Origin of the sequence: Sorangium sp. So ce302, from assembly GCF_051530145.1 — a bacterium.
GTDB classification, from domain to species: Bacteria; Myxococcota_A; Polyangia; order Polyangiales; family Polyangiaceae; genus Sorangium; species Sorangium cellulosum_B.
In genome coordinates this window covers 6,392,128-6,412,820 of sequence record NZ_CP150326.1, presented here as the reverse complement: position 1 = coordinate 6,412,820, position 20,693 = coordinate 6,392,128, and the positions used below count along the sequence as shown (strand labels likewise).

Annotated in this window: 16 protein-coding genes; 5 read left to right on the top strand and 11 right to left on the bottom strand. The window is 72.4% G+C overall.

What is annotated here, in order from left to right:
- Nucleotides 1-43: 43 nt before the first annotated feature.
- The 5 genes from WME73_RS24150 to truD form a co-directional block, all read right to left on the bottom strand.
- Nucleotides 44-517: a cyclic nucleotide-binding domain-containing protein gene (locus tag WME73_RS24150; protein ID WP_012236950.1), complete on the bottom strand. Its 474-nt coding sequence runs from the start codon at nucleotides 515-517 to the stop codon at nucleotides 44-46.
- A 68-nt stretch (nucleotides 518-585) separates the two neighbouring features.
- Nucleotides 586-1,602 carry an energy transducer TonB gene (locus tag WME73_RS24145; RefSeq protein ID WP_437747734.1) on the bottom strand — a complete coding sequence of 339 codons (1,017 nt, stop codon included), beginning with the start codon at nucleotides 1,600-1,602 and terminating at the stop codon, nucleotides 586-588.
- A 19-nt stretch (nucleotides 1,603-1,621) separates the two neighbouring features.
- A complete protein-coding gene (locus WME73_RS24140) occupies nucleotides 1,622-2,125 on the bottom strand; it encodes an ExbD/TolR family protein (protein ID WP_437747733.1) in 504 nt (167 codons plus the stop codon).
- On the bottom strand, nucleotides 2,125-2,892 hold the full coding sequence (locus WME73_RS24135; RefSeq protein ID WP_437747732.1) for a MotA/TolQ/ExbB proton channel family protein: 768 nt from the start codon (nucleotides 2,890-2,892) through the stop codon (nucleotides 2,125-2,127). Before WME73_RS24135 ends, WME73_RS24140 begins: the two co-directional genes overlap by 1 nt.
- Before the next feature lie 59 nt (nucleotides 2,893-2,951).
- Nucleotides 2,952-4,214 (bottom strand): tRNA pseudouridine(13) synthase TruD, encoded by a 1,263-nt coding sequence (gene truD, locus WME73_RS24130; protein ID WP_437747731.1) that lies wholly within the window; start codon nucleotides 4,212-4,214, stop codon nucleotides 2,952-2,954.
- 148 nt (nucleotides 4,215-4,362) lie between these two features.
- Between truD and WME73_RS24125 the strand changes: the two genes are divergently transcribed.
- Nucleotides 4,363-5,154, top strand: coding sequence for an SUMF1/EgtB/PvdO family nonheme iron enzyme (locus tag WME73_RS24125; RefSeq protein ID WP_437917195.1), 792 nt, complete (start codon nucleotides 4,363-4,365; stop codon nucleotides 5,152-5,154).
- 43 nt (nucleotides 5,155-5,197) lie between these two features.
- Here the strand turns inward: WME73_RS24125 and WME73_RS24120 are convergent, their stop codons facing one another.
- Together WME73_RS24120 and WME73_RS24115 are read right to left on the bottom strand one after the other, a co-directional pair.
- On the bottom strand, nucleotides 5,198-5,524 hold the full coding sequence (locus WME73_RS24120) for a hypothetical protein (protein WP_437747729.1): 327 nt from the start codon (nucleotides 5,522-5,524) through the stop codon (nucleotides 5,198-5,200).
- 49 nt (nucleotides 5,525-5,573) lie between these two features.
- Nucleotides 5,574-7,133: an HAD-IG family 5'-nucleotidase gene (locus WME73_RS24115; protein ID WP_437747728.1), complete on the bottom strand. Its 1,560-nt coding sequence runs from the start codon at nucleotides 7,131-7,133 to the stop codon at nucleotides 5,574-5,576.
- A 306-nt stretch (nucleotides 7,134-7,439) separates the two neighbouring features.
- On the opposite strand from WME73_RS24115, the gene WME73_RS24110 reads away from it, so the two are divergent.
- Together WME73_RS24110 and WME73_RS24105 are read left to right on the top strand one after the other, a co-directional pair.
- Nucleotides 7,440-8,438, top strand: a complete 999-nt coding sequence (locus tag WME73_RS24110) for a ferritin-like domain-containing protein (protein ID WP_437917194.1) — start codon at nucleotides 7,440-7,442, stop codon at nucleotides 8,436-8,438.
- A gap of 235 nt (nucleotides 8,439-8,673) precedes the next feature.
- Nucleotides 8,674-10,509: a response regulator gene (locus WME73_RS24105; protein ID WP_437917193.1), complete on the top strand. Its 1,836-nt coding sequence runs from the start codon at nucleotides 8,674-8,676 to the stop codon at nucleotides 10,507-10,509.
- Between the two features lie 18 nt (nucleotides 10,510-10,527).
- Here WME73_RS24105 and WME73_RS24100 read toward each other — a convergent pair whose 3' ends face one another.
- Both WME73_RS24100 and WME73_RS24095 read right to left on the bottom strand, forming a co-directional pair.
- On the bottom strand, nucleotides 10,528-11,346 hold the full coding sequence (locus tag WME73_RS24100) for an SDR family NAD(P)-dependent oxidoreductase (protein ID WP_437747725.1): 819 nt from the start codon (nucleotides 11,344-11,346) through the stop codon (nucleotides 10,528-10,530).
- Between the two features lie 343 nt (nucleotides 11,347-11,689).
- Nucleotides 11,690-12,004: an Mpo1-like protein gene (locus tag WME73_RS24095; protein WP_012236939.1), complete on the bottom strand. Its 315-nt coding sequence runs from the start codon at nucleotides 12,002-12,004 to the stop codon at nucleotides 11,690-11,692.
- 129 nt (nucleotides 12,005-12,133) lie between these two features.
- Here WME73_RS24095 and WME73_RS24090 point away from each other — a divergent pair, with 129 nt between their 5' ends.
- On the top strand, nucleotides 12,134-14,122 hold the full coding sequence (locus WME73_RS24090; protein WP_437917192.1) for a sigma 54-interacting transcriptional regulator: 1,989 nt from the start codon (nucleotides 12,134-12,136) through the stop codon (nucleotides 14,120-14,122).
- A 76-nt stretch (nucleotides 14,123-14,198) separates the two neighbouring features.
- Here the strand turns inward: WME73_RS24090 and WME73_RS24085 are convergent, their stop codons facing one another.
- Together WME73_RS24085 and WME73_RS24080 are read right to left on the bottom strand one after the other, a co-directional pair.
- Nucleotides 14,199-15,740 (bottom strand): Glu/Leu/Phe/Val family dehydrogenase, encoded by a 1,542-nt coding sequence (locus WME73_RS24085; RefSeq protein WP_437747723.1) that lies wholly within the window; start codon nucleotides 15,738-15,740, stop codon nucleotides 14,199-14,201.
- Between the two features lie 213 nt (nucleotides 15,741-15,953).
- Nucleotides 15,954-16,784 (bottom strand): hypothetical protein, encoded by an 831-nt coding sequence (locus WME73_RS24080; RefSeq protein ID WP_437917191.1) that lies wholly within the window; start codon nucleotides 16,782-16,784, stop codon nucleotides 15,954-15,956.
- Nucleotides 16,785-17,875: 1,091 nt separating this feature from the next.
- Here WME73_RS24080 and WME73_RS24075 point away from each other — a divergent pair.
- Nucleotides 17,876-20,296 (top strand): right-handed parallel beta-helix repeat-containing protein, encoded by a 2,421-nt coding sequence (locus WME73_RS24075; protein ID WP_437917190.1) that lies wholly within the window; start codon nucleotides 17,876-17,878, stop codon nucleotides 20,294-20,296.
- The last annotated feature ends 397 nt before the right edge of the window (nucleotides 20,297-20,693 follow it).

Genomic DNA, 20,693 nt, shown 5'->3' with positions numbered 1-20,693 from the left:
CGCTGGCGCGCTCCCACGGTCGCCGGGCGATCTGGCCGGCACTCTACTCGAATTTGCCTGAGACGGAGAGGAACGTGAGCTTGTTGTTCGTCTCGCGGAGCCGCTGGACGAGCATCCGGACGACGTTCCAGAGGACCTCGTACGCGAGCTCCTTGTGCAGGAAGAGCAGGTCCTCGAACGCGTCCTTCGACACGGTGAGCAACCGGCAGCGCTCGTGGACGCGCGCGTCGGCGGAGCGGGGGGCCTCGTCGAGCAGCGCCATCTCGCCGAACACGGCGCCCGGGCCGAGCACCGCGAGCGCCTCCTCGCCGATCCCGGCGATCTCTCGGCTGATCCGGACCTTGCCCTCGAGCAGGATGTAGAGCTTGTCGCCGGGATCCCCGTGCTGAAAGATCTTGGTGCCGAGGGCGTGCGTCTCTTCGCTCGCGACGCGCGAGATGAGCTCCAGCGCGGCCGGGGTGAGGCCCTTGAAGAGGGGGACCTTCGAGAGCTGCTCGATCCGTTCGGGGACGATCACAAGCCGTCGACGAGGATAACCGAGGCGAAGGGCGCGGAGCGAATTTAAAGGGAGCTCGCGGCGAGCGGCTAGCGCGTGAACGTCACCGTGATGGGCGGCGTCGTGGCGGCGATCGAAGCGCCCGAGCGATCTTTGCCGGGGTTGTAGCGACGGCCGAGCGCGCACATGCGCGCGGAGCGACCGAAGCCGTGTCCAGGATCACTGACGACCTTGACCGAGAGCGGGCTGCCGTCGGGGCGCACCGTGACCATGAGGACGACCTTCGCCTGGTCGATTTGGTCGACGTCGGCCTCCGGAGGGAAAGGACAGTTCCAGTTGCTGCTGCCGATCAGCCCGGGCGGCGCGGAGCGGTCCGGCCCGGCGGGGGGCGGGGGCGGGACCGGGTCGCCCGTGCCCTTGCCGCCGACGACGCCTCCGACCTTCGCGTTCGGGTTGAACGTGGGGGTCTTCGCCGTGCCCGCGCCGGCCACCTGGCCGTAGCCGACGCCCTGCCCCTCGCCGCTCGCGATCCCCTGATCGGTCATGTCGAGGACCTCGTCCGGATCCGGCTCTTTCGTCAGGACCTTCGAGGCCTCGGCGGCGGCCGGGGGCGGCTCGTACGGGTCGTCCTTGGGCGGCGGGGTGTTCGCCTGGGGAGGCGGCGCGACCTTGGGGACGGGCTCGGGCTCAGGCGCCGGCGGCGGCGGCTCGGGCTCCGGCGGCTTGGGCGCCTCGACCTTCGGCGGCGGGATGTCGACCTCGTAGATCGCCCAGAGGTAGTCGTGGATGCCGGTGCGCATCTCCTCGACCACGTGCCGCATGTCGCGCAGCGACCCCGAGACGATGGCCCGGGCCGAGGCCGCGCCGTGGCTCGTGACCGCCAGCGTGACCCCGAGGAAGGCGCCCACGCGCGACGCGCGGTCGCCGAGGGCGAGCACCGCGGCGAGCGGATCCGCGCCGCGCCGACGATCGCCGGCGCGGGCAGGCGCCGGCGAGGCGAGGGGGGTCGAGGGATCGAGGGCGCCCCCGGGCTCAGCGCCGCTGCGCTTGCCCCGGCGGCGCCCGTCGTGGACCGCCCCCGCGCGATCGCTCGTGACCTGGCTCATAAGGTCTCGCTCGGCGCGCTCACGGCGCGGGGCTCGGGGTTGCGGGCGCGGGGGCTGCCGGGGGAGGCGCGGCGGGGGAGCCCGGCGCCGTACCCGGGGCCGCGCCGGCCTCGGGCGCGATCGGCGTCACGCCGAACGCGATCTTGGAGACGCCGGCCTGCTTCAGCAGATCGAGCGCGCGGATCACCCGGCCGTGCGGGACCGTCGTGTCGGCGCGGATCACGGCGCGGAGCTCCGGGTTCTTCGCCTGGGCCTCGCGCGCGATCGGCAGGATGGCGTCCTCGTTCGCGAGCCTCTTGCCGTCGGCGAGCGTGTCGCCGTTCGCGTGCAGCTCGAGCCCGAAGATGAGCTGCACCTCCTGCCCCTGCGCCGCCTTCGGCAGGTCGAGGGGGAGCGACTGCGAGACGATGATCTTCGCCGTCACCATGAAGATGATGAGGAGGACGAGGGTGATGTCGACGAGCGGCGTGACGTTGATGCCGCTGATCATCTCGTCATCGTCGTTGCGGCTCGTGGCGGCCATCAGCGCTCCTCCTCGCCCGCGCCGCCCTTCTTGTGCTCGTCCTGCCGCGACGCCCTCGCGGCCTTGCCGCGCGGCTGCTCGACGGCGGCGGCGGGCGCGGCCCCGGCGAACGCCGGATCGATCTTGAGGTGCGCGAGCAGGACGCGCGTCAGCGCCTCGGTGTTGGCGAGCGTCGACTTGATCATGCGCTGGAAGAAGTTGTTCGCGGCGACCGCCGGGATGGCGACCGCGAGGCCGACCGCGGTCGCGACGAGCGCCTCGGCGATGCTCGACATGACCGCCTGCGGCGCCATGGCCTGCGACGTGGCCTGCGCCACCGGCGTCTTCGCCGCCTGGCCGAGCGCGTCGAAGGCGCCGACGACGCCGATGACGGTGCCGAACAGCCCGATGAACGGCGCGTTGTTGCCGAGCGTGCCCAGGTAGGCGAGGCGCCGCTCGAGCTTCATGCGCTGGAGCGCCGCGGCGCCGGCCATGGCCTCCTCGGCCGCCTCGGGCCCCTGGTGCGCCACCGCGAGGCCGGCCGCGACGACCGCCGCCTCGGCCGAGGGCGAGGCGTCCATCCGCCGCCGCGCCGCCTCGATCGAGTCGTCGAGGGACGTCCTGAGATCCCGCGCGAGGACGGTGAGATCGTCGCGGAGCGACCAGAAGAACCAGGCGCGCTCCAGGATGATGGCGACCGAGACGACGCTGAGGGCGATCATCAACCACATGACCCAGGCGGCCCCGAATCCGACCATGATGCGCTGCAGCCACTCGACGAGGTTCATCTTGTTCCTTGGTGCCTTTCCGATGGGGGGGTGGGGGGGAGCCGCGCTTCGAAGATCCTCTACGGGTCGACGGCGGGCTGCCCTTCCTCGACTTCGTCCTCCTCCGGAGGAGGGGCGCTGCCCGCCCCCGGCCTGCCGATGGAGGGCCGGGGGGCGGAGGCGTCGACGAGCCGGAAGACTCGCCCAAGGACGGTCGTCGCGTAGCCGCCCTTCGGTAGCACAAACGAGACGACGATTCCGTGCCGTACATCCGGATCGTCCGCTGCTCCTGGCGTCGTGGCGCTCACCGCCGCCTCGCCGGCGGCCGCCTCCAAGGTGGATACCTCGAGGCCGTCCACCTCCAGGCGCAGCGGGCGCCGCGTGCCTTCTCCGGCGTGGGCGAACGCGTCGAGCCTGCGAGGATCGCCGATCGCCGCCGCGAGCACCTCGCGCTCCAGCGCGCCCGGGGCGCCCTCGGGCCAGCGCATCTTCCGGCCGAACATCGGGCCCGTCGCCGAGATCGCGAGCGCGGCGGCGCGCGCCTCGGCGTCCGCGAGCTCCGGGCCCTCGAGCGGCACGAGGAACAGCCCGCCGCTGTCGCGCTTCTTGGCGAGATCGCCGGGGAGCACGGCGCTCCAGGTGCCGTCCGCCTCGCGGCGCGCGAGCACCTCGTTGAACCAGAGCGACTGGAGCGCCGAGAAGAGCAGCCGCTGCTCGCGCTTGTCGCGGGGCCCGCGCTCCCGGCCCGCGATCCACGCGAGCGCGCGCTCGGGGTTGTCGCCGTTCCTTCCGAACCGCTGGGGCCCGAACGCGTTCGGCACGCCGGCGCGGCCGATCTCGGCGAGGCGGCGCTCGGCGAGCGGGAGCGCCGCGAGAGCGATGCCCCGGAGCGCGATCCGGAACCGGTTGCCGAGGAGGTGCCCCGGCTTGAGCTTGTTGTCGTGCCGGGCGACCGCGAGGACCTCGATCCCGGGCAGCTCGGCCTTCTCGAGCAGGGGCGCCGGATCCTGCGCGAGGGGGAGCTGGAACGATGCGGTCTGCGTGGTGATCGCGTGCCGGTCCTTCATGCCGGCGAAGCCGGCGCTGCCCGGGTCGGCCCCGAGCGCGAGCGCGATGGCCCGGACCGCGTCGAGCGTGGTGCGCCCCGTCTTGCGGAAGGTCACGAACACGTGCTCGCCGCGGCCGCTCGGCGCGTAGGCGGGGAGCTCCTCGACGATGAAGTCGGCGGGGGAGCTCCGGAGCAGGGCCGTGGGAAGATCGCCGGGCGAGCCCGCGGGCGCGGGGAGGTCGCCGCGCGAGCCCGCGGCCGTGGCGCCGGCGGCGGGCGGGGCGGTGGCTGTCATGGGAGCGCCAGCGTGACCGAAATCGCCCGCTCGTCCAGCGCCAGCAGCGCGCGCGTCCGGGCCCGCCTCCGCCAGCTGCGGCGATTTGCCCGCCGCGCCGGGGATCGGCTATGGCCAGGAGCTCGCCCCGGGCCTGGGCCTCTCCGTGATGCGACCGCCTCTCCCGCCTCACCCCCTCGCGCGCCGGCCCGTCCTGTCGTTCGCGCGCTCGCCGGCCTTCGCCGCGGGCGTCGCGGCGCTCGGCCTCGCGGTCCTCGGGCTACCGAGCCCCCGGACGGCCGCCGCCGCGCGCGCCGCGTGCCCCGCGGGAATGGCCTCGGTGCGTGGGACGTTCTGCATCGACCGCTTCGAGGCGAGCACCGTCGAGCTGCTCTCCGGCGGAGGAAAGCGCCGGCACTCGCCGTTCGAGCCGGTCGGCAAGCTGAAGGTGAAGGCGGTGAACCGGCGCGGCGTGAAGCCGCAGGCGTACATCAGCCGGGATCAGGCCGAGGCGGCCTGCCACAACGCCGGCAAGCGGCTCTGCACGGACGACGAGTGGGTCACCGCGTGCAGGGGCAAGCGCGCCACGGTGTTCCCTTACGGACGCGAGCGGGAGCGCGGCGCCTGTAACGACAGCGGCGTCTCGTCGTTCAACCGCTACTTCGGCCAGGGGGGCGAGGCCCCGCAGTCGGCGTTCACGTGGGCCAACATGAACGACGCCCGCCTGAACCAGCTCCCGGGCACGCTGGCGTCCTCGGGCGCGTTCCGCCGCTGCAAGAGCAGCTTCGGCGTCCACGACATGGTGGGCAACCTGCACGAGTGGACGAGCGCGCCGCGCGGGACCTTCCGCGGCGGCTACTACCTCGACAGCGCCAAGCACGGCGACGGCTGCGAGTACAAGACCACCGCGCACTCGCGCGGGTACCACGACTACTCGACCGGCTTCCGCTGCTGCAAGTGACGCGGCGCAGGCGCGCACGCAGGCCGCGCGCTGCGCCTCCAGGCTACTTGGGGATGGGGGGGCGTCCGCCGCCGGCGCTGCCGGACATCGGCCCCTGCACCGTCGTGCACTCCTCGTCGCCGGTGTCGACCGTGGTGACGTCGTAGCAGCAGAGCTCGCCGTCGAAATCCGCCTCGCTGTCGATGGACTCGATGGCGCTCACGCAGCCTGGGTTCTCGAAGAACACGCGCGCCTCGTCGCTCGACGGGCACGCCCCTTCGAGCGCGGTCCAGTGAAAGCAGGCCCGCTTGCCGCAGCCGGCGGAGCCGGCGACGAAGAGGGCGGGGGCGACGAGCGCGACGAACAGCGGGCGGGGGCGGGCGATGCTCATGGCGATCTCCTCATGCGGCGCCCGCGCACCGGCGCGGAGGCCTCGGCGATCAGAGCTCGTGCGGCATCAGGTCGCGCGGGCTCCGGAAGTACTGCAGCGGCGAGTAGGCGAGCAGGTTCGAGACGCGGGACGTGTAGATGCAGGCGTACTCCTCGACCTGATCGCCGAAGCTGGACGTCTCGTTCGCCTCCTTGAGCAGCGAGCCCCAGTAGGGGTGGAAGCGGCGGGCGATCTCGCGCTCCAGCTTGCCGACCTCCGCGTCGACGGCCCGGAGCTGGCCGCGGATGCGCTCGACCGCGCGCTTGGTGCGGCCCCGCTCGGCCTCGTAGAACGACGTCGCGTAGTCGATCTGGACGTGCTCGCCGTTCGCCTCCGCGAGCAGCGGCGCTCCGCCCCCGTTGGTCGCGCCGTTCTTCTTCTGCTGCTCCTCTTCGATCTTGCGGGTGAGGTCCTTGTAGCGCTGCTGGTAGAAGCGCAGCTGGTCCTCGAGCTCCTCGCGGCGCCCCTCGAGCAGGGCGCTCTCCATGTGCTCGCGGCGGCACGACTCGTGGGCGGCGACCTCCGCCTCCATCTCCTGGATGATCATCGCCGTGCGCCACGCGCTCTCCTTCTTGGAGCGGAGGATGTCGCCGTAGATGTGATCGCCGACGTAGAGGACCCGGTCGCCGGAGATGTTCAGGAACTTCTCGAAGTCGTTGAGGTTGCCACCCTCGTAGATGGCGCCGCGCTCGAGCGGGGCCGTGGCGGGGCGGGGCTCGGCGCCGTCGCGGATGAGGAGCGGGCGGCGCTCCTGGAAGAACGCCGGCTTCTGCGCGGCGACGACGATGACGTCGAAGTAGTGCCGGAAGCTCGGGTACTCCGGCATCGCGTCCCCGAGCAGGTACGTCATCATCTTCTCGGTGAACGGCCAGCGCGAGTTCGTGAGCAAGAAGAGCTTCTTGCCCGCCGAGCGGAACTTGTGGAGCGTCTGCGCCAGGTTCGGGTCGCGCTCGACGAAGCGCGGCAGGTCGGACAGGACGACGTCGAGGATGGTGCCGTCCCGGTGCGCCTCGTCGATGCACTCGCGGATGTCGGTGAACAGCCGCGCGTAGTCGAGCGCGACGCCGCGCTCCTCGAGGGCGTCGACGATGCCGGCGTAGAGCGTGGCCTCGCTCAGCGCGTAGAGCGTGTCGATCCAGTGGTAGCGGGCGGTGTTCGGCCGGATCTTGCGGTGCTGGTAGAGCGACCGGAGCTCGTCCTTCGTGAGCTCCCGGAGGCCGTGGTACCCGCGCTGGACCACCTTGAACCGGTCCATCTTGAGCACGTGGCCGAAGCGCTTGTCGATCAGCAAGCCGCGGATCGGGAAGTGGATCGGATAGCGGAGGCGCCGCAGGAGCTCCTCGGGGTAGCCTCGCGCGGCGAGCTTCGTGACGGTCCCCTGGATCGAGAGGTTGTCCATCTCGGTCTGGTTGTAGATCGCCAGGGTGTAGTCCATGTCGAAGCCGACCCAGTCGATCCCCGCCAGCTTGAGGTTGCGGTTGACGAAGACGCGCCGGGTCCGTGGGATGCGGGTGGGCTCGGTCTGGGGATAGAGCCCTCCGAGGGGGAGCTCGAGCTGCTCGAAGAACACAGTGGGTCGACTATGGTATCCCACCCGGAGGGGCGTACAAAGCGCGCCACGGCGACGAACGATGCCCCCCGGGTCGTCCGCCCGTCGTCCCCCGTCGCCCCCCGTCGGCCCGTCGATCGAGCGCGCAGGCGAGCGCGCAGGGATCCGTCGCCCCCGAGCAGCCTTCCGCCCTCGACGCGCGCTCGGGCGCGCGGCGCTCCCGGGTGCGCCGCGCCGAACAACTGCGCTATGGTGCCGCCCGTCCCGTCCCGTCGTGCGCGATCGAGGAGGCGGCTCCTCATCCGTCACCGACGGGGTCCTTGCCCGATGCTTTTTGCAGCGTCCCAGCCGATCTCCCGCAAGCCCCCCGTCCAGCGCGCCACCTCGTGGTGGCTCAGCATGCTGCGCCGCCGCGCGGAGCGGATGTACGACGAAGAGCTCGACCTCTCCCGGCCGATCCCGTGGGAGAGCGAGGGAGAGCGCCAGGCCGCGATAGCCTTCTTCAACGCCGCGTTCCGCGCCGAGGAGTCCGGCCTCATGCAGGCGCATGCGCTGGCCGACGAGGTGAGCGGCTGGGACCCCGAGCTCGGCGAGTGCCTGCGGCTCTACGGCGACGAGGAGGGGTGGCACCGCGAGCTGCTCACGAAGTTCCTCGCGCACATCGGCGGCGAGGTACGGCCCATGGGCCGCGTCACCGGCACCTTCTATCGCCTGTACGGCCGCGCGAAGCGGGTGGAGACGATCGTGCTCACGAACCTCATGTTCGAGACCATCGGCTCGACGACCTACCGCCTCGCGCTGCGGGAAGCCCGGTACCCGGCGGTGCGCCAGATGCTGACGATCCTGACGCGCGACGAGTCGTTCCACGTCCCGCTCAACGTCCACTTCCTGCGCGAGGCCCTGAAGCGCAGCCCGGCCTCGATGCGGATCAGGCTCCGCGCCATCTACACGACCCTCTTCGCGGCGCTGATCGGGTCGGCGGCAGCGAGCCGCCGGCGCGCGCTCGCCTTCGACAAGATCCCTTTCCAGGTGCTCGCCAGCGCCTACGCCGAGCACCTCGGGCGGCTCTTCGTCCACGAGAGCGACCTCGACTTCGCCCCGCCGGAGCTGCTCCTGCGCCTGTTCGGGCACAGCCGGCGCGCGCTCGCGTCGTCCGAGGACCCGTCGGCCGTCAGCGTGCTCTCGGCGGAAGCGGCGGTCGATCGCGAGCGCGTCGTCGTGACGGCGCTAGGGGACGCGCGTTTCCCCCATGCGCCTCGCGAACCGTGGGAGACGCCGCCGAGCACCCCCGCCGCGGCGCGGGGCGCGGGAGCTGACGGACGCTGACATTGCGTGAATGGCGCGTAAAAGCGGCGTAAAAGCGGCGTAAAAGCGGCGTAAAGCGGCGTAAAAGACACGTAAATGGCGTGTAAATCACGCGTGCTTGGCGCGCGCACGGCGCGGAGCGGTCGTCGCGGCGCGCACGGCGAGCTTCTCTCCGGGGCATTGTAAGCAGTACACTCGAAGCTCCGGCGTCGTGGGGTCCGCGTGGGGCGGGCGACCACGGCGTGGCGGGGCGTCGATGGCAGGCAAAGAGCAGCGCCGGAGCGGTCCAGAGAGCAGCCCCGGCACGAGGAGCAGCGAGTCCGCGGAGCGCGCGCTCGCGCCGCAGGGGCCGGCCGCGCGGCCATGGGCGATCGCCCATGAGGAGGGTGAGGCGAGCGCCGTCACGCAGATGCGGCACGAGATCCGGACGTTGCTCAGCGGGATCGTCGGATTCAGCAGCCTCTTGCTCGACAGCGAGCTCGACCCGGAGCAGCGCGCCTGGGCGCGGCGCATCCGGAGCAGCGGCGACGCGGTGCTCTCGATGGTCGACGATCTCATCTCGCTCGGCCAGCCGGACGGCAGCGGGCCGCACGTCGATCACGCCGACTTCGATCTGCGGCGGGCGATCGAGGACGCGGCAGAGCTGCTCGGCGATCGCGCGCATGACGAGGGGACCGAGCTCGTGCTCGACGTCGAGCCGGACGTGCCGGCGGCGGTGCGCGGCGACGCCGCGCGGCTGCGGCAGATCCTGCTGAACGTCGTGGCGACCGCGATCGGCGCGGCGCCCCGAGGCGAGGTGCTGGTGCGCGCCGCGCTCGACGCGGCCCGCAATGACGAGGCGAAAGGCAGGCTCGACGGTGCGCCCGAGCGATCGCGCGCGCGGGTGCGCTTCGATGTGCGCCTCGCGGGCGGCGCAGGGCGCGCGGACGGCGCGGAGGCGCCGGGGGCAGCGGGCGCGCCGGGCGGGGGAGCGCGGCCTGCGTCCGGCATGGCCGTCGCGAAGCGCCTGGTCGTCGCGATGGGCGGCGATCTCTGCGAGCCCGCGGACATCGACGCGCGCCGGCATGGGATCTCGTTCGCGCTGCCGTTCGAGCGGCGCGCGCGCGGCGCGGAGCGCGCGCTCATCCCGCGCATCGACCTGCCCGGGAAGCGGGTGCTCGTGGTCGACGACAGCGGCTCGGTGCGTCAGGTGGTGCGAAAGCTGAGCGAGGAGCTCGGGCTCGCTTGCCGCACCTCGGGCAGCGGCGCCGCCGCCCTGGCCGCGCTGCGCGAGGCGGCGGACGCCGGCGCCGCTTACGACATGGTGCTGATCGACCTCGAGCTGGCCGATCTCGACGGCCTGATGCTGCTCCAGCGCATCAAGGCGGACCCCGCGATCGCGCCCGTTCGCGTCGGCCTCATGACCTACGCCGGCAGGGAGGCGCCCAGCCGCGCCGAGGTCGCCTCCGTGCTCATCAAGCCGATCCGGCGCGCGCAGCTGCACTCGAGCCTGCGGCTGCTCGCAGGGCTGCCGCCGGAGCACGTGTCCGCCGGGGCGCGCGCGCACCCGCCGAGGTCGCCGCGAGCGACGGCCTCATCGAAGCCGCCGAGGCAGGACGAGGCCGACCGCGGGCGGCGGCCTCCCGGCGCGGCGTCGCGATCCGGCGCGTACGAGGCCGCCCACCCCGACGGCGCGCCGCCGAGCGTGGAGCTCGTTCCGCCGACCCTGGTCACGCCCTCGCCCCCGCCGACGTCGAAGCGCGGCCAGCCCGCCTCCTCGCGGCCGCGGGGCGGGCTGCGCGCCGTCGAGCCCGACGTCGTCACCGAGGTGATCGAGCTCTTCCTCACGGAGGCCCCGACCCGGGTGGCCTCGATGCGCGAGGCGGCGGCGCAGGGCGCGCTCGGGGAGCTCGAGCGGCTCGCCTGGGCGCTCTACGAGAGCGCCGACGCGCTCGCGGCCTCCAGCCTGAAGGAGCTCTGCGCGCGGCTCGATCGGGAGGCGCGCGCGGGGACGCTCGAGAGCGCGACGGAGGCGGTGCGGGCCATCGGCCGGGAGGTCGAGCGCGTGCAGTCGTCGCTCGCCGCGGAGCTCAAGAAGCGGGGGTTCCGGTGAGCCGGGGGGCCCTTCCGTTCAGGTGAAGCCGACGAGCCTCGAGCTCATCTCCCAGAGCCGCGAGGCCGCCTCTGCGTCGGTCGCCATTCCCTTGAGAGGCCTCGCCCTGGTCCGCTCGAAGAAGGCTGGGCTCCCGGTGGGCGCCGTGTCGGCCAGGATCGCGAGGAGGTTCGCGGCCGCCTGCGCCGGTGTCGCGCCCACGACGTCGATCAGCGCCTTGAGGACGCGCGAGGTCCCCTCGAACAGCCCTGAGCGCACGAGGCCAGGGTAGTAGCAGAGCACCTGGGCTCCTGTGCCCGAGAGCCTCTCCGCGAGGCGGCGCGCCGCGAGCACGAGCGCGAGCTTCGACCGCGCGGAGGCGGAGAGGAACGAATAAGAGCGCTTCGACATGAGATCATCGAAGTCGAGCCGGATGCTGTCCACCGGCGCGACCATGTTGACCACGCGCGCGTCGCGCGCGGCCTTGAGCCGGTCGAGCAGCAAGTTCGACAGCAGGAAATGCGACAGGTAGTTCACCTGGAACGTCATCTCGAGGCCGTCGGCCGACTCCGCGCGTTCGCGCAGGAACACGCCCGCGTTGTTCACGAGCAGGTGAACGACCCCGCACCGATCGGCCACCTGGCGGGCCGCCGCGCGCACGGACGCGAGCCGGCCGAGGTCACACTCGACGAGGTTGACCTCGCCGAGCACCTTCAGCGCGGCGAGCTTCCTCGCGCCGTCGGAGCCGGTCCGGCGACAGAGCACGGTCACCCGGGCGCCCTGCCGCGCCAGCGCGGATGCCGTCGCGAGCCCGATCCCCGAGGTGCCCCCCGTGATCACGGCGACTTTCCCCCTCATGCTCCCCGCACTCCCCATCCCCCGTCTCCTCGTCCTCGTCCATCTCATCGCCTGCGGCGGGCCGGTCCCGACGCTCCGGGAGCTCGTCGGGACAGAGGCACGGGCGGACGGACGTCGATGCGCCGGCGGGCGCGGTGCCTGCCGAGAACCCCGAACAGGAAGAGTCGTCGCCCCCGCCCGCGTCACAGGTACGACCGTGCGTGCATCACGTCAAGAAAGCTTTGCGCAATGCAGCACAGTGGCAGAGAAAACCATGTTCCAGGTTTTCTGGTGCAGGAAGCCGATCTGTCCGCGTCACAGCCGTGCACGTGGACGGCGCCCGGGGAGCGCCCGGCGAGGAGCGTCAGGGGGCGGGCGTCTCCTCGAAGACGCGCAGGCCGTACTTCTCGAGACACCAGAGCACGCCGATGATCAAGCTCCGCTTGTCGTCCACGAACGACGGCTTCTTCCCCTCGAAGCAGTGGCCTGCGAGCTGGAAGCCCCAGCCGGTCGCGAACATCGCGGCCGCGAGCGGGAGGCCGATGAGCGTCGCGCCCACGGGGAAGCTCGCGACGATGAGCGGTATGCCGACCTGGTGACACGCCTGGTTGCGTGGATCCTGGTGGTCTTCCTTGTACCGGCGGAGCACCTGTGTCCATTCGGCGTTGAGACGCAGCATCCAACCTTCTTACCATGCGGACGCCTCGCGCGCGCTTTCGTCGAAGACCGGGGGCGCCGCCGCTTCCCGGTTGCCGTTGGGAGGAATGAGGCGTAGTTGGGCAGTGTGAGCGGTTACAGGACCGGCCCCATGGCGACGACCGCGCCGCTGTCCATCAAGACAGGGGAGCTCCTCCAGGGCGCGCGCTCGGAGAAGCGGCGTGTGCTCCTGCTCGTCTATCATCATGACGGCGTCGAGATGGCCCCGATGAGCCCCGGCGTCGGCGTCGTCGTCGGCAGGGAGGCCCCGGCCGACGTGGTGATCCGGGACAGGAGCATCTCGCGGCGGCACGCGCGCTTCACGCTCGTGGGCGGCGAGGTCGTGGTGGAGGACCTCGGCTCGCGCAACGGGACGCGCATTTCAGGGCAACGGGTCGAGAGCGGCGTGGTCAAGGCCGGGGACGAGGTGCTGCTCGGCGGCATCGTCGCGTCGGTCCATGTGCTCTCCGGGGGCGAGATGCCCCCGTTCGGCCTGGAGGGCTCCGACGCGCTCCGCTTCGCGCTCCAGGCCGAGATCGTGCGGTCCAGGTTCTTCGGCCGCAGTTTCGCGCTCGTCGTGGTCCGCTCGCTCGGCGCGCAGGCGAGCCACCTCCGTCACTGGGGGCTCCGCGTGCGCGAGGCGCTGAGGCCCGTCGATCGCGTCGCGTTCTACAGCGCCGACACCCTCGAGATCCTGCTCCCCGAGGTCACCCCCGAGCTCGCCGAGGAGCTCGCGAAGGCGATCGTCGCGCGCCGCGAGGGCGAGCCCGTGCTGGTCGCGGGGGTCGCCGTGTCCCCCGACGCCGCGACGTCCATCGACAAGCTCATCGAGGTCAGCCACGAGGCGTCGCGGAGCGCCACCCCCGCCGAGCCCGTGCGCCTCGCGCCCCCGGAGGGCGCGCTGGTCTACGTCACGCCGAAGGTCGACAGCACCCGGCCGCCCGACGAGGCGGGCCCGCCGGGCGCGCCGCCGGAGAGCCAGTGGGAGGCCGACGGCCACCTCCTCGCGACCAAGAGCCCGCTCATGCGATCGCTCGTCGAGGTGGCGCTGCGGGCCGCGCGCTCCTCGATCCCCGTGCTCCTGCGCGGCGAGACCGGGACGGGCAAGGAGGTGCTCGCGAGGTTCATCCACGACGGCAGCCCGCGCCGCGGCGAGCCGCTCATCTGCGTGAATTGCGGCGCGATCCCGGCGCTGCTCGTCGAGAGCACCCTCTTCGGCCACGAGCGCGGCGCCTTCACCGGGGCGAGCCAGCAGCACAAGGGCGTCTTCGAGGCGGCCGCCGGCGGCACGGTCCTGCTCGACGAGATCGGCGAGCTGCCCGCGGCAGCGCAGGCCGCGCTCCTGCGCGTGCTCGAGACCAAGCGGGTGACGCGCGTCGGCGCGACCAAGGAGCTGGAGGTCGACGTCCGCGTGATCGCGGCGACGCACCGCGACCTCGACGCCATGTGCGACGCGGGCACGTTCCGGCTCGATCTGCTCTACCGGCTGAACGCGATGACGCTGAACATCCCGCCGCTCCGCGCGCGCCGCGACGACATCGCGACGCTCGCGGCGGGCTTCCTGGCGCAGGCGAACTCGGCGAACATCAGCAGGGTCCAGTCGCTCGCGCCCGAGGCGCTGGCGCTCCTGAAGTGCTACTCGTGGCCCGGCAACGTGCGTGAGCTCCGGAACGCGATCGAGCGGGCGGTGGTGATCGCGGAGGGCGACGCGATCATGGCGCGTGATCTCCCGGAGCGCATCCGCCTGGCGGTGACCTCTCCCAGCTCGCCGCCCACGCCCTCTCGCGCCGTGGACGTCTCGCGCTCGTCCGAGCCCGGCGTCGCGCCGGCCCTCTCCCAGCGCGCGTCCGATCCGCTTCCCTCGCGCCCGTCCGAGCCGCTCCCCCCGCGCGCGTCCGATCCGGGGCAGGCGGCGGCCCCCGCGGTCGGCCTCAAGACGCGCCTGGAGCAGATCGAGGCCGAGCTCCTGCTCGAGGCGCTGCGCGCGTCCGACTGGAACCAGACGGAGGCGGCGCGTCGCCTCGAGCTGCCGCTGCGGACGCTCCAGCACAAGATCAAGGTCTACGGCATCAAGAAGCTCGGGTACGGCGTCGCTCGCTAGGTCCGCCCGCCGCTCGCCCGAAGCCCGGCCAGCGGGATGGCCGGACTCCGGCGCCGCTCTCGTCGTTTTGCCGAGATCACTGAGAGAACCCTTCCAGCATGTAGTGCGCCTCGATCCGCTTGAGCGCGAGCACCATCGCGGCGAGCCGCATCGGCAGGCGCTTGCCCAGGACGAGCCCGGTCGAGTCGTGATCTTCCGAGCGGCGCGGCCGGTCCTCCGCGATGTCGCAGATCAGGCGGTAGTTGCTCTTGATGGCGCGCTCCAGCCGCGCGTTCACCTCGCCCTCGGTCCAGTGCTCCATGCGCTTGTTCTGGATCCACTCGTAATAGGAGACGGTCACGCCCCCCGCGTTGCCGATGATGTCGGGGATGACGCTGATGCCGCGCTCCGCGAGCACCTTGTCGCCCTCGGTCGTGGTCGGGCGGTTGGCGCCCTCGGCCACGAGCTTCGCCTTCAGCCGCTCGGCCACCTCGCCGGTGATGGCGTCGCCGAGCGCGGCCGGGATGCAGATGTCCGCGTCCACGCTCCAGAAATCGTCCCGCGCGATCGCCTGGGCGTCGCTGTAGCCGGCGACCGACCGCCGGAGGTTCTGCGGGTTCTCGTTGACGTGCGCCATCAGCGCGCCCACGTCGATGCCGTTCGGGTCGTGGATCGCGCCGTCGGCGTCCTGCACGGCCACGCACCGCGCGCCCATCCGGCACAGGATCTCGGCGGCGGCGGAGCCGACGTTGCCGAAGCCCTGCACGATGAAGCGCGCCCCCGCGAGGGTGGCGCCGCGCTGCGCGTACCACTCCTCGATGCAGTACGCGAGCCCCTGCCCGGTCGCCTTGACGCGCCCCTCGGAGCCGCCGATGCGCACGTCCTTGCCCGTGACGACGCCGCGGTGGTTCACCCGCTCGCGCTCACCGTCGCTGTACTGGCGCAGGAGCCACGCCATCACCTCGGCGTTCGTGCCCACGTCCGGCGCGGGGATGTCCACGTTGGGCCCGATGAGCTGCTTCAGCCGGTACATGTACCGGAGCGAGATCGCCTCGAGCTCCTCCTTGCTGTGCTCGCGCGGGTCCATGCGAATGCCCCCCTTGGCGCCGCCGAACGGGACATCGGCGATGGCCGTCTTCCAGGTCATCTCGGCGGCGAGCGCGTTGAACAGGTCGAGCGACACGGCCTTGTGGAAGCGCAGCCCGCCCTTGTAAGGCCCTCGCGCCTGGTTGTGCTGGACCCGATAGGCCTTGAAGCGCACGAACGCGCCGGGCTGGATGCGGTAAAGGCCCTGATCGGCGAGGCGGATCGTTCCGTCCTGCACGTGGATCGAGCCGGTCCGGAGCGCCTCGGGGCGGAGGATGAGCTTGCCGTTGAAGAGCGGGGTGATCGCGGCCCGGTTCGGGATCACCGACGCAGGGAGCCGCTCGTAGGCCGCGGCCGCCTCTCCGCGGAAGGGGACGAGGCGGTCCTGGAGCTGCGTGGTGATGTAGAAGATGTGCTCGTAGTCGGGCTGCTCGAGCTCCAGCCGGATGCGGGGAGCCAGGCCGATGAGGTCCGCGGCGGTGTGAAACACCACCATGGATTCGCCGAAGATGTTGGTCTCCGGTTCGCGCTCTAGGAGGGGGGCGTCTTCCATCGCCGTATGCTGCCTCGACCGCGCGGCGGGGGTCCAACGTTTCGCGGGCCCCGCGCTCGATGGAGGGCGCCCGCTCTCCAGAGGCAGGTCGACGGACGGGCCGCCCGCCTCGCGGGGAGCTTGTGTGACTCTCCCCGCAGGTTCGGGCGGACCCTCGTATCGATTCACCGCGGCTCGCGGCGGCAGCGTGGCCGTCGCGCCCAGGGAACGACGTCAGGGAAAGAGCGATCCAGGGAAACCACCTCCGCCGCAGCACCCAGCGCCGCCGAAGCCGCCGAGCGGCGCGCCGAAGCCGCCGGGGAAGCCGAAGCCGCCGTACGGATAGCCGCCCATGCCGAGCGGCCACCCGAAGCCGCCCATGCCCGGGGAGCCGCCGAGGCCGGGGATCCCGCCCATCTGCCCGACGGGGCCGCCGGGCATCTGCCCGACCTGGCCGACGGGGCCGCCGGGGCCCTGGAGCGGGCCGCCGCCCTTGATGGGGCCCTGTCCGATGTCGCCGGGGCCCTGGAGCGGGCCACCGGGGCCCTGCCCGACGCCGCCAAGGCCGCCCTTGATGGGGCCCTGTCCGACGCCGCCGGGGCCCTGGAGCGGGCCGCCGCCCTTGATGGGGCCCTGTCCGATGTCGCCGGGGCCCTGGAGCGGGCCACCGGGGCCGCCGAGGCCGCCCTTGAAGGGTCCCTGTCCGATGTCGCCGGGGCCCTGAAGCGGGCCACCGGGGCCGCCGAGGCCGCCCTTGAAGGGTCCCTGTCCGATGTCGCCGGGGCCCTGGAGCGGGCCACCGGGGCCGCCGAGGCCGCCCTTGATGGGGGCCTGGCCGATATCGGTCTTGCCCGGCATCCCGGGCGCGCCGATCAGGCCGCCGCCCCGCGTCTCCTCGTCCGTCGCTTCCTCGTCCTCCAACGCCTGCTCACTCGACGCCACGTCGACGTCAGCCTGGTCCAAGTCGGCCTCTTGCGGAGCCACCGCGTCGACTGCGCACCCGGTCATCAACACAGAAAAGAGCATCGCCGCGTGCGCCATCTTCATATCGATTGAGCGAACCATCCGTCCTCCTTCCATGCCCTGCTACGGCCCTCGGGCCCGCGCCGGCATGTTGAACGGCGTGGAGAGCAGGCTGCGTGCCTGACTCTTCGTGTGCAGAGCCTGCCGCGTCGGCGACGGCGAAAGTGCATTGTCTGAATCCGCGCCGGGTGAGCGTTCTGCCCCGTTTCATCGCGCCGGGGAGCCGCCGCGTCGGCGCCGCCTCGCAGCGCCGATGTGGGCGCCTTTCGAGCGCTGGAGAAAGGCAAATGTCGACGTCCATCGCAGGGCGCGCCGCGCGCCGCGCGCGGCGGGACGGCATGAAACGGGGGGAGGACGACCCGACTTGCGGCTTTATCGCGCTCGGCAAGCCGCATTTCCGAAGACCTGGTGGATCCCTGCAATCAGGGGCTGCAGCGACTCGACATCTGCGCTCGTCGGCGGGGATGTTCTCATCGCTTGCTGCCATCTGGTCACGCCGTGCGCAGCCCACTTCGGCCGACAAGGGCCCTGCGCGGCGCTCCTCCTGCGGCGACCTCGCCGTCGTCGCGCGGGTGTGCCGCGCTCTGCGCCGCGCCGCGCGTCACCCCGTCGTCCGGAACGACGGCGCGGTCGCCGCCTTCAGCCGCGGACGGCGGGCCGGCGATGCAGCGGGAGCGGCCGCCCTCGCGGGGCGTCTCCGCGCCGCGTTCGCCCGGTTCAACGTGGTTGACAGAAGACGTCTGACCCACACGCTCGGCCGCGCGCGAGCCTCGGTGTCAGCGAGGTTCGCGCGCGCCCACGCCCGGGAGACCCGGCGCGGCGCAGCCGTCCGTGGCGCTGCAGCGAAGGGAAAGTCGGCGCGATCACGGCTCCTTTGCCTGGCAGGAGCGCATCTCCCGTTGTAGGATTCATTACGCTAAAGGAGCTCGCGCGGCGCCGCACAGGCGCACAGGCGCACAGGCGGCGTCCTCGTCACCCTGGCGCGGGCTCCTCGACGATCTCGGGCGCTCGGGGCGCCTGTTCATGGAGGCTACGTGCGGTCTCCGCGCTGCTGCGGGAGCTCTGGAGAGCTGTTCGCCCGAGGAGCGGGAGCCCGCGGCGCGCGAGGCAGCGCTTTCCAAGGAGGGGATTGCATGCGCTTCTGCGCGACGCGCGCGGGTTCATCTTGCCTGGCCGCCTGCATCGCGGCCCTCTTGCCGCTCGTCGCGGCGTGCAGCGACGCATCGGGGAGCTCCGGCGCCCCGCTCGCATGCGAGGGCGTCGCGCCGCGCGCGCCGAGCTGCGCGCCTGGGCACGTCCTCGGCCCCGCGGAGGCGTGCATGCCGGTGGGCATCCAGGGGTGCGCCGAGCTGTTCGTGGAGGACGACGGACTCTGCCATCCATCGATGGCGAAATGCCCTGCGGGGACGATCCCGAAGTTCGATGAGGGCTGTATTCCCGCTGGCATCCCCCGCTGCGCTCCGGAGCTCGCGGGCGACGACGGGCTCTGCAGGCCGGCCATGGCGAGGTGCCCGACAGGCACGTTCGCGACGCCGGAAGCGGGGTGTGTGCCGGTCGACGGCCCCGTCGGCTGCGGGCGCGGGCCGTGGGGGAGCGTCCCGCGCGTGTCCGGGAACGTCTATGTGGATCCGAGCTACTCCGGCGCGGACGGCGACGGATCCGAGGCGAGGCCGGTCACGACGATCGAGGCGGCGCTGGGGCTCGTCGCCGACGGCGGGACGATCGCGCTCGCGGCGGGGACCTACGACGAGCCGGTCGTCATCACGAAGCCGCTCGAGATCGCCGGCCCGTGCGCCTCGCGCGTGCGGATCCGCGGGGTCAGCTCGGCCGTGAGTCCTCCGGCGATCGTGGCCGTGCTCGACGCAGGGGAGGTGACGCTCCGGGGGATCGAGATCGGCGGAGACGGCGCTGGCGTCGTGGCGACCGGCGCGAGCGCCGTGACGCTCGAGCGCGTTCACATCAAGGACGCCATGCATGCCGGCGTCCAGTCGGGCGACGGCGCCCGCCTCTCGGTGGCGCAGAGCTGGATCGAGGGGACGCGCGACGGCAGCGCAGGAACCGGCATCGGCGCCCTTGCGGAAGCCGGCGGCGCGCTCCTCGTGAAGGAGAGCGCCGTGACGGGCAACCGCGCGGCGGGCGTGGCGGCGCTCCAGGCGGGCGCCACGGCGTCCGTGGTGGGCAGCCTCGTCGAGGGGACCTTGTCGTCGGGGCGCTACCCGGCGGACGGCCAGGGGATCGTCGTGCAGGACGGCGCCGAGGCGTCGATCGAGAGCACGGCTGTCGTTGGAAACCAGCTGTCCGGGATCCTCGTGGCGGCCAGCGCGTCGGCGACCCTCTCCGGCGTCCTCGTCGACGGGACGAGCCCCGGGAGCTCCGACCCGCCTTACGGCGTCGGCGTGTATGCGGCGAGGCAAGCGCGCGTCGCGATCGACTCGAGCGTGGTCCTCGGCAACACCGAGATCGGCGTCGCCGTCATCGGCGAGGGCAGCGCGGCGACGATGACGCGGAGCCTGGTGCAGGGCACGGTGGCGGCCCCGACCGGGTCGTTGCTCGGCGGATTCGGCGTCGCCGTCGCCCGCGGCGCGGCGATGCGCCTCCACGACAGCGCGGTCGTCCGGAACCGCGGCACCGGGGTTCACGTCGGCGACTCTTCCGCCGAGCTGATCGCCGGCGGCAACCTCATCGAAGGCACCATCGCCGAGGGCGGCTGGGGGGACGGCGCCGGGCTGACCGTGGCGGAGGGCCGGGTGACGCTCGTGTCGAATGCCATTCGCAGCAACGAGGGCACCGGCCTGCTCGTGGGATATGACGGGTCCGAGGCGACCGTGACAGGCAACCTCGTCGAGGGGCATGTCGCGCCGGACCGCCGCGCGCCGGTGGGGCAGGGGATCGTCATCTACCGGGGCGCCACCGCGGTGCTCGCGGGCAATGTCGTGAGCGGCAACCGCTCCGTCGGCGTCTTCGCCGGCACGGAGATCCTCGGCAGCAGGGTCGAGATCATCGGGAACCTGATCGACGGCACCGCGGGCGGCGAATCAGACGACGATGACGACGATGACGACGATGACGACGATGACGACGATGACGGCGACGACGACAGCACGGGCATCGGCGTCGCCGCCGCGGGGTACGAGATCCGGATCGCTTCGTCCCTCGTCCGCGGGAGCCGCACGGCCGGCGTGGTGCTGTTCGCCTCCGAGGCGGAGATCTCGCAGACGGTCGTCGACGGGGTGACGGGTGATCCCCGCGCCGCACAGGGCAGCCGGCGCGACGAGCTCGTCGCCGACGGCGTCCTCGCGCTCGCCGGCTCCACCGTCGCGCTCGATGACGTGCGGGTGGAAGGCTGTGCGCGCGCCGGCATCCTGTACGACCGGAGCACGGGTCGCCTCTCCCGGGTTCGCGCCCTGGACAACCGCTTCGGGCTGGTCGTGCAGGGCTCGCCCGAGCCTCAGCTGAAGCTGGGTAAGGAGAGCGCGTTCCTCGACAACTGCACCGCCGACGAGCTCTTCGGCGGCGAGCTCCGCGTGCCAGCGTCCGCTCCCCCGCTCCCATGAGGCGCGCTCGCGGCCGCCCGCCTGGCCCGCGCCTGCGCGCGAAACATTGATGACATCGAAGGGAGCCTTTCCTGATACGTGGTACTCACGGCCACGGCGGAGAGGACCAGCCCATCAGGCGTCGAACAGCGGCCCGCACTACAACGCTGACCGCACCCGACGCTCCGCCCGCGTCCGCCCCTGACGCGGCCTTCCCTCTCTGCCCGCCCAGGAGGTGTCCGCGCTCGCCCTGGGAGCGCGCCCCCCTGTCCACCGGCGCGAAGTTGGAAATTTCTGGTCTTGTAATCGCCCGCGGACGTCTGTATAGACCTGCCCCGGACGCGCGTGGACAGCGGCGCACCTCAGGTGCCTGAACCGACGCAGTCTGTGACGGCCTACTTTCTTACTACGGTCAAAG

Coding starts and splice junctions, on each gene's coding strand:
- WME73_RS24120 (WP_437747729.1), bottom strand. CDS start 5,524: ATGAGCATCGCCCGCCCCCGCCCGCTGTTCGTCGCGCTCGTCGCCCCC.
- WME73_RS24090 (WP_437917192.1), top strand. CDS start 12,134: ATGGCGACGACCGCGCCGCTGTCCATCAAGACAGGGGAGCTCCTCCAG.
- WME73_RS24145 (WP_437747734.1), bottom strand. CDS start 1,602: ATGAGCCAGGTCACGAGCGATCGCGCGGGGGCGGTCCACGACGGGCGC.
- WME73_RS24075 (WP_437917190.1), top strand. CDS start 17,876: ATGCGCTTCTGCGCGACGCGCGCGGGTTCATCTTGCCTGGCCGCCTGC.
- WME73_RS24110 (WP_437917194.1), top strand. CDS start 7,440: ATGCTTTTTGCAGCGTCCCAGCCGATCTCCCGCAAGCCCCCCGTCCAG.
- WME73_RS24105 (WP_437917193.1), top strand. CDS start 8,674: ATGGCAGGCAAAGAGCAGCGCCGGAGCGGTCCAGAGAGCAGCCCCGGC.
- truD (WP_437747731.1), bottom strand. CDS start 4,214: ATGACAGCCACCGCCCCGCCCGCCGCCGGCGCCACGGCCGCGGGCTCG.
- WME73_RS24080 (WP_437917191.1), bottom strand. CDS start 16,784: ATGGTTCGCTCAATCGATATGAAGATGGCGCACGCGGCGATGCTCTTT.
- WME73_RS24125 (WP_437917195.1), top strand. CDS start 4,363: ATGCGACCGCCTCTCCCGCCTCACCCCCTCGCGCGCCGGCCCGTCCTG.
- WME73_RS24135 (WP_437747732.1), bottom strand. CDS start 2,892: ATGAACCTCGTCGAGTGGCTGCAGCGCATCATGGTCGGATTCGGGGCC.
- WME73_RS24100 (WP_437747725.1), bottom strand. CDS start 11,346: ATGAGGGGGAAAGTCGCCGTGATCACGGGGGGCACCTCGGGGATCGGG.
- WME73_RS24085 (WP_437747723.1), bottom strand. CDS start 15,740: ATGGAAGACGCCCCCCTCCTAGAGCGCGAACCGGAGACCAACATCTTC.
- WME73_RS24095 (WP_012236939.1), bottom strand. CDS start 12,004: ATGCTGCGTCTCAACGCCGAATGGACACAGGTGCTCCGCCGGTACAAG.
- WME73_RS24140 (WP_437747733.1), bottom strand. CDS start 2,125: ATGGCCGCCACGAGCCGCAACGACGATGACGAGATGATCAGCGGCATC.